Here is a 13205-nt window from a genome sequence, read left to right as displayed (position 1 = left end):
GAATTAAAATTATTAATGAAATGTTTAATTAATCCAACTTATCATTTACATATACCATGGTCAGCATACAAAATACATAAGTCTGTATACAACCGGAAAATAAATCAAAGTATACATGTAAAAATGATGGGATACCGATCTTTACAAAGATTGGCATCATACCATACCATAATCCCATGATCACGACTCCTGACATCATGTTTCCAAATAAACGGAGTGCCTGGGATATTGGGTTTGTAAATTCTCCGATTAAGTTAATCGGGAATAATACCGCAAATGGCTGTGCCATGCTTGTAAGATGCCCGATTCCGTGGTTTTTGATTCCCTGGTACTGAACGATGCAGAATGTGAATACACCGAGCATAAATGTGACACCAAAGTCTCCTGTTGGGGTTCTGAGTCCAAATAAACCACTGATATTACAGAAAAAAATAAAAAGAAATATTGTTCCGATATAATTGACAAACTTTTTCGCATTATGACCCATGTTTCCACTCACCAGATGATCCAGTGCCTCTACCGCCATTTCCATAATATTCTGAAATGTTCCGGGTACTTCCGTTGCCCGTTTCATCTTACGGTCCGTGATAAATGCAAGAATCAAAATCACGATTGTCACTATGCTGAGACCGATCTCTGTCGTGGTTATCCACAAATCCTGCCCAAACGCGTGAAACTTTGTAACACCTTTGATCATAAAGTCCACATTACTGGCATTCGCAATGACCATACGCTATAGCCTCCTTTCTTAATAATATTTCACATTACCGCAAGGGATTAAACCTTTTTCTTCTTATTAAATGCGATTTTGTGTATGACAGGTTGTAAAAATGCTCCTACCTTGAGTCCGAGGACTCCTGTTACTAATGCTACCGGATTGATTCGATCTGAAAACATACTAATAACAATTATCAATATGGCAATCAACAACAGATAACGGACGGCTGCGCTAATAATTCCCCATTTCTGAACAGTCCTGGGATCCTTGCTTTTCATGGAACGATCCAGCACCAGAGCCATGGAAAAAAACATGACCAGAGCCAAAACCATTCCCAGGATCAGTCCTGCAAAAACAGAGGCCTGAGGATACACAAAAAGTGCCACCAGCATAGCTGCTGCCGTAAAAAAAACAATTCCTGCCGAAACCTCAGCGATCAGATTCTTTGTTTCTTTATCCATTACAAGTCCTCCTGCTTATTTAAGTTTCTCTTCATTGCTCTTTTTTATACGGCTGGGCTGCTTCGGCTTACTCACCATAGGTCTTGCTTCTTTTTGTCTCTCCATTCGCGCTTTTTTATCCTCCTCCTGGTCTTGTCTCTGATTGATGGCAAATGTGGATTTCGCCACTCTGTATCCGTTTGATCCACCAGCCAGAAAACCCAGAATCATGAATAACAGCAACAACTTCGTTCCTGCATACCGGTCGATATAGTAACCGGCAAGAATACAGACAAATACAGGCACCATCACGTTTAACCCCAATTGGGTTACCATCATAAGACTCCTCATCACACTTTTATTATGACGCATGAATTCACCTGCTTTCTGCCTCCTGCACATATACTTCGTATTATACATAATAAAATTTGTTTTGTCTATTATATACGGAAATATTACTCGTTTTTTATAGAACATGTATAAAAAACGAGTAATTGTACATTAACATTACAGAGAAAACCCTTAATATTTGTAACCAACAAAAAACATAATTATTCTACATAATCCATCTGGAAATTGCAAAATGCCTGGCTCTTTACCGAAAAAAACCGGAGAGAACCAGGCATTCTTATCTTTGAGATTAAATTTCTTTTGCTGCCGGAAGAATTGTTTCAACTTCAGCATGCGGACGGGGAATTACATGTACGGATACCAGTTCTCCTACACGCTGAGCTGCTGCTGCACCTGCATCAGTTGCTGCCTTAACAGCTCCTACATCGCCTCTTACCATAACAGTAACAAGACCGCCGCCTACGAATTCTTTACCAATTAAAGTTACGTTAGCTGCCTTAACCATAGCGTCTGCTGCTTCGATGGATCCAATTAAACCTTTTGTCTCGATCATACCTAATGCATCATATTTCATTTTTATATCCTCCTGGGTTTTTATAATAAATTTTAATAGTTCCCTTATTTAACAATTGTAATCTTAGATGTACCGGACAGTCCCATAGCATTGGCTTCTTCCGTATCCAAGTGGCATTCTAATGCAGAAGTCTCTGTTACGCGGATTGCCACGTTGTTAAAGATGCCTCCACGGATGCCCTCTGTCTCAATTTTAACTGTTTCACCGTCATGTACGCCGAATTTCAAAGCGTCAGACGGCGACATGTGAATATGTCTCTGGGCAATGATCAAACCCTCTTTTGTTTCTACGGTGCCTTTTGGTCCTACCAGTGTAATTCCTGGTGTTCCTGCCAGTTCTCCGGACATTTTTGGTGTTGTATTTCTGCCAAGCTTAAAGCAGTCGGCAGCCAGGATTTCTACCTGGGTCTGCTTTCTTACCGGTCCTAAAATGCGGACTTTCTCAATAGCTCCCTTGGGACCGCATACTGTTACCATTTCCTTGCATGCATACTGTCCGGGCTGGGATAACTCTTTCATGTTGGTCAGCTCATAGCCTTTTCCAAACAGAGTATCTAAATCTTCCTGAGACAAATGCACATGGCGGTTGGATACGCCTACCGGAATCGTCAGCTCATCACTGCCGGATTCTGATTTAACCGCATCCATTAAGAGCTTGATTACCGCTTCATACTTATCCATTGCTATTCTCCTTTTTCAGTTCTGATTACTGGCCTTTCATAGCCAGAACGATTTCCTTTACAAGAGCTGCAAGCTTGTCATTGTCATCGCAGTTACTCTGACAGGAAGCTGCCGGAGCGCTTTCCTTCTTCTCGAAAGAAGCAACAAGCTCAGCAGGACTTAAGCAGGAGGATGCCTGTGATTTCTCTTTCCACATGAAAGTTGGGTCATCATCTACAATGGTTGCGCAGTCTTTTAAGCCGAATGCTACTGTCTTAACGTTCAGCAAATGTTTCGGGCTTACGTTTTCAGAAACGGAGCTTCCGCCGCAGGTTCCACAGCCTAATGTGAAGGCAATTGGAAGACCTGTGCTGATTCCCGTTCCGCCCTGGCTTCCGCCTGTGTTTACAAGAATTCTGGAAGCTGGTTTTGCTGCAAATTTTAATACCATATCTCTGTCCTGAGTATGAATGCTCATGGTATGACCGATACCGTTCTGTAACAGACGGTAGCTTAAACCACATGCTTCTTCCCAGTCCTTAACGGTATAGAAACCAAGAACTGTTGTCAGTTTTTCGTAGGATAATGGGTATCCTTCGCCTACGCCTTCCTGTTTGCCGATTAACACTTTTATGCCTTCCGGAATGGTAATGCCAGCAGCTGCAGCAATCACCTGGGGAGAACGTCCTACAAATTTCGCGTTCATGTTATGACCGTTTTTGAATAACAGATTGCAGACCTTGTCGGTTTCTTCTTTTGTCATGAAGTAGCCGCCCTGGCTCTTTAACTCTGCTACAACTTCTGCATGATTGCTCTCTTCGCAGATGATGGACTGCTCGGAAGCACAGATGGTGCCGTAGTCAAATGTCTTGCTGGCCATAATGGTTCTTACTGCATGTTTTACATCAGCTGTCTTTTCGATGTATGCCGGAGAGTTTCCTGCGCCTACGCCGATTGCTGGTTTTCCTGCACTGTAAGCAGCTTTTACCATACCAGGACCGCCTGTTGCGATGATTAAAGAAACTTCCTTACATTTCATCAGCTCATTGGTTGATCCCATGGAAGGCATGGTCACACAGCCGATAATTCCTTCTGGTGCACCAGCAGCCATTGCAGCTTCACGCATAACTTCTGCTGCCTTCTGAGTACATTTTGCTGCAGATGGATGTGGGGAAAATACGATTGCATTTCCTGATTTAATTGCGATCATGGATTTGAAGAATACCGTGGAAGTTGGGTTTGTAGAAGGTACGATACCCATTACAAGTCCTACCGGCTCTGCTACGTCAAAGGTCTGCTTTGCGGTATCTTCACAAAGAATTCCTCTTGTCTTCATGTCCTTGATCTCTTCATATAAAAGTGTGGAAGCTGCATGGTTCTTATAAGCTTTATCCATCACTTTACCGAATCCTGTTTCTTCAACAGCCATCTGAGCCAGACACAGGGAGTGCTCCTCGCCTGCCTTTGCCATACTTCTTAAAATGACATCAATCTGTTCTGCCGTATATCCTGCAATTTTCTTTGCTGCCGCTTCGCCGTTTCTGGCTAAATCCCTTGCTTCCTGGATGGAACGCAAATCATAATCAAAATTTTCCATGTTCCGTATCTCCTCTTCTAAAAATCTTAATCATTTTGTCCGTAATACTTCCTGAATTCTTCCAGCAGCAGGGTTTTATTTGCCTTTGAAATCTCTCTTCCAGCTATGCTGAATTCGGGATACTCCCGGGCAAGCGTCCTAAGCTCTGTTACCTTCATATCTTCAAGTATCTTCATGGTCTCAGCAAGACCGTCCTGGTGCATCCACAGATCAATGGTTTCTCTCTTTATGGTATCCACCAGTTCTGTCTCTGAGACTGGTTCTTCTTCTGTGATCTGGGCAGATAATTCAACTGTCTCTTTCCCTGGTTCGGCTGCCGGTTCCTCTGTAACCTCCGGTACAGGATCGGGTTCATCCGGAGTGTTGCCGCCGATGACAGCTGCAAGTTCCTCATGAGGCCTTGGAATCACATGGCGTGTGATTAATGCGGCACTGTTAATTCGCTCCACTGCCGCCGCTCCGGCCTCAACCGCTGCCTTCACTGCCGCCACATCGCCGGTCACCGTAACAGTAATGAGACCTCCGCCAACTTTGGTTTTCTCTACCAGAGACACATCCGCTGCCTTTAACATGGCATCGGCAGCTTCAATTGCCACCAGCACACCTTTTGTTTCTATAAAGCCAAGTGCCTGCATCATTTACCTCCTTAAACCAAGTCAGCCCAGTTAGCCGGATAGGTTGAGTAGAATACTCTTGCCTTGTCCGGAGAACCCCAGATTACCTTTGATCCTGACGGTACAAAGAGCACATCTCCGGCTTTTGCCGTAAAGGTCTTTCCGTCAATGGTCACAGTTAAGGTTCCTTCGATTACATAGTCGATTTCTTCATAGGTCAGTTCCCACTCAAATTCAGAATGGTCAATTACCAGGAAACCAGCGCTCATTTTTGACTCTTCTTTGCTTACAAGCTCCTGATAATAAGCTTTTACATTTGGATCACCTGTATCGAATACATCCATCTTTACAGAGCTGCCGCGAACAACCTTTAAACCGTTGCCATGGCTTTCTGACTCATATGGTTTTAAAATGTCATTTAACATTCCCTTTTCCATGAGAGCCTTCAGTACCATATAAATTTTCTCGCTGTCAATATCCATTCCTGCAAACGCTCCTTTCGCTTCTGCCTTCTCTTCTGCTTTGTCGCAGAAGGTGATTCCGTAAGCATCTGCTGCATCCTTTGCTGACGGTGTGATAATGCTTCCGCTCTCTACGTGAAATACACTCTTGCCTTCTGCATGCAATGTTTCCACGTCTTTTGCGCATATCAACTGCTTCATATGATCACTTCCCTTCTATATAAACTGGCAGTCTTCATCAATAATCCCAATTACTACGGCATCAACGGGAATCTCATCGTTTCCCAGCATGCGTCTGGCTGAAGAGCCGGTGGAAATGATCACGCGGTCACCGATTCCGGCGCTGATGATGTCTGCTACAATCAGCCGTTCACCTTCCCGTGTACCACCAATGATCTCGGCAAGCATAAACTTATAACCATTTAAAGACTCTGCCTTTCTGGTCGCCCAGATATTGTCAATCAGTCTTGCTGCTACCATTCTATCCCGCCTCTCTTCTCTCTTAGCCTGATTTCTTCCATCGCTGCCTCTACCGATGCCGTATCTCCAAAAATCGCTAGCATGATCATGTTCTGTGGGCAGCTACCCTTGATATCTTCTACTGTAACACCCACGGCTTTTTCTGCCACATCGGCGGCACATACCATTTCGATAATCCGTCCCTGAACGAGACCGATGGCATCCACCTTTCCGATAGGAGTGGAAGCTCCTGAGCCTTTTCTGCGGTTTAAAATATCAATGGTTCCAGGTGACGGCGATTTAATAATCCGATATTCCATACGTCCACTTCCTTTTAATCCATTTCCTCCTGAGTACAGGAGAATGCGATTCCCAGAGGAGTTACAAACATGGGGTTGTCCGGTTTTCGTGTATGGATCCCAGTCTGCTTCTCAATAATTGTTTCGATTCCTGCAAGACAGCAGGTACCGCCTACTAAGTAAATCTCATCTACGTCATATCCTTTGATGTGGCGGTTAATAATGGAGGCTACCTTTTCAATTACCGGCTTTAATACCGGAAGAAGCTCTTTGTGGTTTTCTTCTTTTCGCTTATAAAGCTCTGCTTCTGAAAAAGAGAGGTTATAAGCTCCGGATACAACCAGGGAAAAATGAGTTCCTCCCGTGGGCTCATCAGCTACGTAAACTACTTTTCCATCTTTTAAAATAGAAATTCCAGTGGTTCCGCCGCCGATATCCACCACTGCGCCGTTTTGTATTTTTAGTACTGCGTTTGCTGCTGTTGGTTCATCAAGAAGGGCAGTGATTTCAAATCCGGCTCCCTGTACCACATTCTTGATTGCGCCTCCGTCCAGTGAATCGGTTCCCGGAGGAATGGCTGCAGCTGCATAAAGCAGTTCCGTATTAAGTTTTTCCTCCAGTTCTGCCTTTAACTCACGAACGATCCGAATGGCGCCGATGTAATCAACTACCATTCCGTCACGGACCACATCCGCATATCGGTAAGCGCCGGCCACTGGCCTGAAATTCTCATCAAGTACAGCCAGTACCACGCACGCTGTTCCTAAATCCACCCCCGTATAATAAACGGAGGAACGTTCTCTGACAGGATTTTTTACCACTGCTTCAAACTGGCTTACCAGTTCGTTACAGCTATCAAATGTTATTTCTTTCTTTGACATGTGTTTCCTCCATACAACAGGCAGATCATCTGGGATAAGCGGTTAATAACCGGGTATAAATTTTTTTCTCCTGCTTCTGCCACAAGTTCTCTTACGCAGCAGCGCAGACGGTGTAACAGGACTATTTCTCTTCCTTTTTCGGACTGGGCATGAAAGCCGGTAATCTCAAAACAGTCAGAGTATGGTTCGTTTTGGTTTTCCTTATTAAATCCGGTGCAGGACTCAAATTGATTTATGTCGCCTGAAGCACCTTTCCCCACGAAAGATAACTTCCGCTCTAAATCAAATACCTGCTCTGCTAACAGCACGTCCCTGTCTAATAAGGAAATTCCGGCTTCCAGAAACTGTGCCTTTAAGGTTTCCAGTTTTAATAAGAAACAATCCGGCGCAGGCTCTGTAACTGTGACTGTAACTGGTGTCTCTGCAATTACTTCTGCAGGTTTTGTCAGTTTGCGTTTTGCCGTCAGGGGATCATCGCAAAATGATATCTTTTTGTCTAACAGGAACTGTCGCGCTCCTGGTGTAAGCTTTGCCTGTGCAGGAAGGTCGTAAGAGGCAAAGGGTTCTCTTCTGAATAAAATTCTCAAATCTTCTTCGGTAATGAATTTCATTAATAGCCCCCCTTACAAAGCTTGCGGTAAATCGCTTCGATCTCTTCTGCCGCAGGCACTCTTGGGTTGGTCAATGTGCAGTTATCATGAAGTGCTTTCTCTGCCATTTCCCGTACAGCCTGTTCAAATTCGTCTTTGTCCACGTTTAAATCAGTGATCTGCTGCGGTATTTTAATCTTATTCATTAGATTTTTAATGTGACGCACCAGGCCGTGTACCGTGGCTTTCTCTGTTCCTGCTGCGATACCAAGCATATTGGCAATGGCAACATATCTGCTGCATGCTGCAAAATCTCCGGCATCCTCTAAACCAGCGTTATAGCTGATCACATGAGGAAGCAGTATAGCATTGCTTCTTCCATGAGGAATGTGGAAACGGGCTCCCAGTGCATGAGCCATACTATGGCAAAGTCCTAAGGATGCGCCGTTAAAAGCAACTCCTGCCAGACAGGAAGCGTTGTGCATGTGAGTTCTTGCCTCCATGTCGCTTCCATCTTCCACGGTACGTGCCAGATAGCTCCATACCAGTCTGACCGCCTTTTCTGCACATGCATCAGTAAAATCACCTGCATTGGTTGAAACATAGGCTTCTAACGCATGGGTTAAAACATCCATACCGGTATCTGCCGTAATATGAGGCGGTACTGACACTGTAAAGCGGGGATCAAGGAATGCCGCATCCGGTACCATACTGTCGGAGCGCAGAGGATATTTCGCCTGAGCTTCCGGATCAGAAATAACGGAAAAATTAGTTACTTCGCTTCCGGTTCCGCTGGTGGTTGGAACTGCAATTAAATTCAGCTTGTCATTTCCCATCTGTGTGTAAATGTGGCTGGCTGCCTTTGCGGTATCGATGGCAGAACCTCCGCCTAAAGCGATTATCGTATCCGGTCCAAAGCCTTTCATTCCACCAATTGCCTTTGATACAACAGTGATTGTAGGATCAGGCAATACATCTGAGAAAACTTCAAAGCTGCTTCCTTTTTCTGTCAGCAGGTCTGTAATTAAATTCACCTTACCGGACTGAGCCATAAAGGGATCACAGATGATATAAGCTTTTTCGATTGAAAGTTCCTTGATTTTTTCCAGACAGGAAGATCCCATATATACCTTTGTGTTCATTACAAATTGCTCCACGTTACATTTCCCTCCTTTCCTAGAATTTGCCCACGTTTTCTGGGCATTTAGGGATACCCCTCAGGGTGTTTCCTAATATTTGTTCCATCAACTCATCAATTCCCGTCCGGTCTGATAAGTTGATGTGAATACAGGGAGTTATAATCCCTGCTTTCTTTAACTGACGGATACACCAGCCGTCATTCTCCGGCTTATTTCCGCTTCCTGTAATAACTCCGATTACCGGCACCCGGAATACTTTTGCAAATCCCGGGGGATAACTCTCCCGGCATGAGGACTGGTCTACCAGCATCAGTACATGGGAGGCGTCCTGAGCTGCCGCGATGATATGCTTGTGCATCCAGGGACTTTCTAAATAAACTCCCGGTACATCTAAGGTTTTCTCCCCATATACCATGTTCTGTGTCCGTTTGACAGGACCGTCTAAACCATTGATTGCGGCTGCAAGGGCAGTTTTTCCGCTGCCGCCCGGTCCGATGATCATGATTCTCTTTTTTCTCATGTTTTGGTTATATCCGGCACGGTATATGAAAGCCCGCGCCGTAAGGTATCACACACTGCCCGAAGGGCTGTCTCCACACTGTCCACGTCTCCTGCGATGATGACGGAGCCGGTGAAGCGGTCCAAAAATCCCACCTGCACACTGGCTGCCTTCGCCGCAATATCAGCAGCAATGATGGAGGTTTCAAAAGGAGACAGGGTTAAAATCCCGATGGCTCCAAGCTCATCGATGCCCAGACACTCATATACCTCAGGTATTGGCGACGCGATTACATGAGCGATGGTAACCTGCTTGCCGGGAACGGATTCTTCTATGACTCGCTGTATCTCTGACACGGCGCTCTCCCCTTTCTAGTGTTTCACCACAGTAACCGGGAACTGATACTCATTCATCCAGCCTTCGATACGGTCTAAATCCTCCGCACTTAAGCTTGGATCTCCATCAATTGGATATTCCATATCCAGCTGGTTGTATTTGTTTACTCCCAGCTTGTGATAAGGAAGTAAGTCAATTCCCTTAAAATTTTTGTAATCACGGAACGGCATTAAGAATTTAATCACTGCATCGATTTCTTCCCGGCTGTCATTAATTCCTTTTAACATTGGCATACGGACCTTTACGTTATACCGGCGGTGAAGCAGTTCTTTTAAATTGATTAAGATCTGTTCATTGTTCACGCCAACCAGTTCATTGTGGCGAACCGGATCCATATGCTTTATGTCAAACAGGAATAAGTCCACATATTCTGCGATCTGTAATATCGTTTCGGTCTTTGTGTAACCGCAGGTTTCAATGGCTGTGTTAATGCCTTCCTGCTTACATGCCATCAGAAGATTTAAGGCAGCCTCAGGCTGAGCCGTCACTTCTCCGCCGCCTAACGTCACACCGCCGCCTGATATATCATAAAATGCGGCATCTTCCTCTACAATCTTTAACAGCTCGGAAATTGTCTTTACCTCTCCGGCAATGGAAAGCGCTGAATTGGGGCAGACATTTTTGCATTTCATGCAGCCGATACAATCCTTTTCCCGTCTGATTTCATGTTTTCCGGTCTCTTTGGACATCACATGGATTCCTGCGGGGCAGACGCTTTCGCATGCCCCGCAGTCTGCACAGGAATTCTGCTTAAACATCACCTGGAATTTCCGTACCAGTCCTTCCGGATTGGCACACCATTTACACCGGAGCGGGCAGCCTTTAAAGAATACCAGGGTTCTGATTCCCGGTCCGTCATACATGTTGTACTTCTGTACGTTAAAGATGAGCGCCTTACGTTCGATATCTCCTGTATTTCCATGGTCCATTGTGATTGTTCTCCGTTTTCTTTTAGAAATGTGTCAACATGGTTCTGCTGATGATCTCATCCTGCACATCCTTGCACAGCTCTACGAAGAATGCGCTGTATCCAGCTACGCGGACGATTAAGTCTCGGTAAAGCTCCGGATGTTTCTGAGCCTCGATCAGAGTATTGTTATCTAAGTAGTTAAACTGCATCTCGCCATTTCCAAACATGCAGGCGGTACGAAGAAGAGTGATTAAGCTTTCTTCTCCTTCCGGTGTATCAAGAAGTCCAGCCATGATCTTAAAGTTGTGTACCATACCGATGTTCATGCTGTCGTTGGCCATCTTGGATACAGACTTGATGATTGCTGTGGGGCCCTTGAAGTCAGCGCCCTGGGTTGGACTGATACCATCAGATAATGGCAGCCATGCATGACGTCCGTTTGCAGATGCTCCTGTTAACTGACCGAATGGTGTGTTGTTGGAAATAGATAAGGTTCCGTGGCTTAATACAGAGTATAAGGTCTTATACTGTCTGTGCTCATGCTCGGTAAAGTCAACTAAGTCAGCAGCGATTAAATCTGCGTAATCATCGTCATTTCCGTATTTGGGTGCATTGAGGCAATCGGTGCGGATCTGGTCATAGCCCACAAAGTCAGCCTTTAATGCTTCATTTAACTGTGCAAGTGTATATTTTTTCTCTTCAAATACCAGCTTTTTAATTGCTGCCATGGAATCCGCATAAGTTGCAAGTCCAGACCATACAACTCCAGGTCCGAAGTTATACATCGCTCCGCCTGCAGATACGTCTTTTGCTTTTTCCATACATCCTTCATACATGATGGACATCAGAGGCTTTGGAGCAAGCTCTCTGTGAACGCGCTGAGAAATAACGGTTGCAACAGAAGACCATTTTGTAATGTACTTAATTTCTTCTTTCACAGCAGCTTCAAACTCTTCATAAGTCTTAAAGCTGTTGATATCACCCATGTCAGGACAAACCTGTTTGCCATACCATAACGGTACACCTTTGTTTAATACAAGCTCGATACAGATTGGCCACTGGGTATAAGCGGTAGAGGTCCACTGATACAGACGTCCTGATTTCTGAGGCTCTACGCAGCCCATCAGACAGTAGTCACGTGCATCTTCAATGGAAACGCCCTTTGCAAGCATCATCTTGATGTGAGCGTCATCAAAGTGGCAGGCCGGGAATCCCATACCGGAACGAACAACATCTACAATCTTCTTTAAGTACTGCTTCGGAGACTTGTTGTGAATACGGCATGCAAGTGATGGCTGATAAATCTTCACATGACGGACCGCATCCATCAGAAGGTAGGTTAATTCATTGGTTGCATCATGTCCGCTTCTTGTTACACCACCTACGCACATATTAACGAATGGCTGGTAACCTGCGAAGAATTTGGAACCGCCTTCGCTGGTGATCCACATCATTTCAGACATCTTAATCAGCATACAGCCTGCAAGCTCAAATGCCTGGAAATCATTCATACGGCCGGATTCGATGTCAGCCTTATAGTATGGATACATATACTGGTCTACACGTCCGATGGACATACCAGTCTGGTTCTCTTCTACTACAAGCAGGGATTCGATGGTCCATACAGACTGAATTGCCTCCCAGAAGGTTCTTGGCTTGTGAGCCGGAACGTATGCATTTACTTCAGCGATCTTTAAAAGCTCATCTTTACGCTTTGGATTGGTTTCCTTTGCAGCAAGCTCTTTTGCATACTCGGAAATTCTCTTTGCGTAGATCATTACGCCTTCTGTGGTATCAATGATGGACTTATAGAAGTAGATCTTCTCAATGTCATCTGGATTTTCGTAATTTAACTCTTTTAAATGATCCTTAGCTTCCTGCTGGATATCAAGCATACCCTTGTTCATTAAGATTACATCATAACCAGGATTGGAGTCACCGCCGCCGTTTACTGCGTGGTAGGAACAGTCAGAAACGAAGGATTCACCGGATAATTCCCACACACCAGCTTCACGGTACTGGTCTTCACAGTACTCATCAACGGATTTGCCCTTCCAGAATGGGAAAAGCTCTTCTCTCATGATCTTCTTGTCTTCATCAGAGATATAGAATGGATCCTGAGGACGGGTTCCGATGGTATCGATTTCGTCCATCATCCATCTCCATGCGATATCAGGAGAGAAAGCACCTGCACGTGGAGCGCCGTTTGGAGCACCTACGATCAGCTCGTTGTCCTGAATTACAAGGGGAGCTGTTTCGCAGCAGTAACGGAAACATTTCGCACGAAGCATGATCTTTGGCATACCTGGATTTTCTGCAGCAATCTTAGTGATTGCGCGGGCACGGTATGTTGTGATGGTTGGCTTATGTGTTAAGTAATTCTCTTTTAAGCTCTGAAGTCTTTTTGTAATACCGTCAGGAATGGTTGTACTTTCCTCGGCACATACTGCAGCACCTGCTTTTGCAGGCTCATTTTTATTGATTTCGTCAGAAACAGTTTCAAACATCTTCATCAGGGAAGCTCTTTCCTCCGGTGTCATGTTCTTCGTTGCTTCTACAAATTTATTTGAAAATTCACGAATATCCAATCTGTTTACCCTCTCTTTCAATTATTTCTC

The 13205-nt window shown here is 44.7% G+C and carries 17 protein-coding genes; all 17 read right to left on the bottom strand.

Going from position 1 to position 13205, the window contains the following annotated elements:
• Window positions 1–28: 28 nt before the first annotated feature.
• A complete protein-coding gene (gene atpB / locus CRO04_RS05015) occupies window positions 29–730 on the bottom strand; it encodes a F0F1 ATP synthase subunit A (protein WP_097003143.1) in 702 nt (233 codons plus the stop codon).
• Between the two features lie 47 nt (window positions 731–777).
• Window positions 778–1179 carry an ATP synthase subunit I gene (locus tag CRO04_RS05010; protein WP_097003142.1) on the bottom strand — a complete coding sequence of 134 codons (402 nt, stop codon included), beginning with the start codon at window positions 1177–1179 and terminating at the stop codon, window positions 778–780.
• A 15-nt stretch (window positions 1180–1194) separates the two neighbouring features.
• Window positions 1195–1530, bottom strand: a complete 336-nt coding sequence (locus CRO04_RS05005; protein ID WP_097003141.1) for an AtpZ/AtpI family protein — start codon at window positions 1528–1530, stop codon at window positions 1195–1197.
• A gap of 268 nt (window positions 1531–1798) precedes the next feature.
• Window positions 1799–2083: an ethanolamine utilization microcompartment protein EutM gene (gene eutM, locus CRO04_RS05000; RefSeq protein ID WP_097003140.1), complete on the bottom strand. Its 285-nt coding sequence runs from the start codon at window positions 2081–2083 to the stop codon at window positions 1799–1801.
• A 44-nt stretch (window positions 2084–2127) separates the two neighbouring features.
• A complete protein-coding gene (locus CRO04_RS04995; RefSeq protein ID WP_097003139.1) occupies window positions 2128–2763 on the bottom strand; it encodes a phosphate propanoyltransferase in 636 nt (211 codons plus the stop codon).
• A 25-nt stretch (window positions 2764–2788) separates the two neighbouring features.
• Complete coding sequence (locus CRO04_RS04990; protein ID WP_097003138.1) at window positions 2789–4339, bottom strand: acetaldehyde dehydrogenase (acetylating); 1551 nt, start codon at window positions 4337–4339, stop codon at window positions 2789–2791.
• Between the two features lie 26 nt (window positions 4340–4365).
• Entirely contained in the window at window positions 4366–4977 is a 612-nt protein-coding gene (locus tag CRO04_RS04985; protein ID WP_330400781.1) for a BMC domain-containing protein, read from the bottom strand.
• An 8-nt stretch (window positions 4978–4985) separates the two neighbouring features.
• Complete coding sequence (locus tag CRO04_RS04980; RefSeq protein WP_097003136.1) at window positions 4986–5615, bottom strand: cupin domain-containing protein; 630 nt, start codon at window positions 5613–5615, stop codon at window positions 4986–4988.
• Window positions 5616–5630: 15 nt separating this feature from the next.
• Window positions 5631–5894: a EutN/CcmL family microcompartment protein gene (locus CRO04_RS04975; protein ID WP_097003135.1), complete on the bottom strand. Its 264-nt coding sequence runs from the start codon at window positions 5892–5894 to the stop codon at window positions 5631–5633.
• On the bottom strand, window positions 5888–6193 hold the full coding sequence (locus CRO04_RS04970; protein WP_097003134.1) for a BMC domain-containing protein: 306 nt from the start codon (window positions 6191–6193) through the stop codon (window positions 5888–5890). Before CRO04_RS04970 ends, CRO04_RS04975 begins: the two co-directional genes overlap by 7 nt.
• A gap of 14 nt (window positions 6194–6207) precedes the next feature.
• On the bottom strand, window positions 6208–7053 hold the full coding sequence (gene eutJ / locus CRO04_RS04965) for an ethanolamine utilization protein EutJ (RefSeq protein WP_097003133.1): 846 nt from the start codon (window positions 7051–7053) through the stop codon (window positions 6208–6210).
• Window positions 7035–7664 carry a hypothetical protein gene (locus CRO04_RS04960; protein ID WP_097003132.1) on the bottom strand — a complete coding sequence of 210 codons (630 nt, stop codon included), beginning with the start codon at window positions 7662–7664 and terminating at the stop codon, window positions 7035–7037. Before CRO04_RS04960 ends, eutJ begins: the two co-directional genes overlap by 19 nt.
• Window positions 7664–8800, bottom strand: coding sequence for a 1-propanol dehydrogenase PduQ (locus CRO04_RS04955; RefSeq protein ID WP_166432470.1), 1137 nt, complete (start codon window positions 8798–8800; stop codon window positions 7664–7666). The genes CRO04_RS04960 and CRO04_RS04955 overlap by 1 nt, the downstream gene beginning before the upstream one ends.
• A 19-nt stretch (window positions 8801–8819) precedes the next feature.
• The gene (locus CRO04_RS04950) at window positions 8820–9302 is read right to left on the bottom strand and encodes a EutP/PduV family microcompartment system protein (protein WP_097003131.1); all 483 of its coding nucleotides are present in this window, start codon (window positions 9300–9302) and stop codon (window positions 8820–8822) included.
• On the bottom strand, window positions 9299–9637 hold the full coding sequence (locus CRO04_RS04945) for a BMC domain-containing protein (protein ID WP_097003130.1): 339 nt from the start codon (window positions 9635–9637) through the stop codon (window positions 9299–9301). Before CRO04_RS04945 ends, CRO04_RS04950 begins: the two co-directional genes overlap by 4 nt.
• 15 nt (window positions 9638–9652) lie before the next feature.
• Window positions 9653–10606: a choline TMA-lyase-activating enzyme gene (gene cutD, locus CRO04_RS04940; RefSeq protein WP_097003129.1), complete on the bottom strand. Its 954-nt coding sequence runs from the start codon at window positions 10604–10606 to the stop codon at window positions 9653–9655.
• A gap of 22 nt (window positions 10607–10628) precedes the next feature.
• Complete coding sequence (cutC, locus tag CRO04_RS04935; RefSeq protein ID WP_330400780.1) at window positions 10629–13196, bottom strand: choline trimethylamine-lyase; 2568 nt, start codon at window positions 13194–13196, stop codon at window positions 10629–10631.
• Between the last annotated feature and the right edge of the window lie 9 nt (window positions 13197–13205).

Source organism: Lacrimispora amygdalina (assembly GCF_900205965.1).
Classification (GTDB): domain Bacteria; phylum Bacillota; class Clostridia; order Lachnospirales; family Lachnospiraceae; genus Lacrimispora; species Lacrimispora amygdalina_A.
This window is presented reverse-complemented; position numbering and strand designations above follow the sequence as displayed.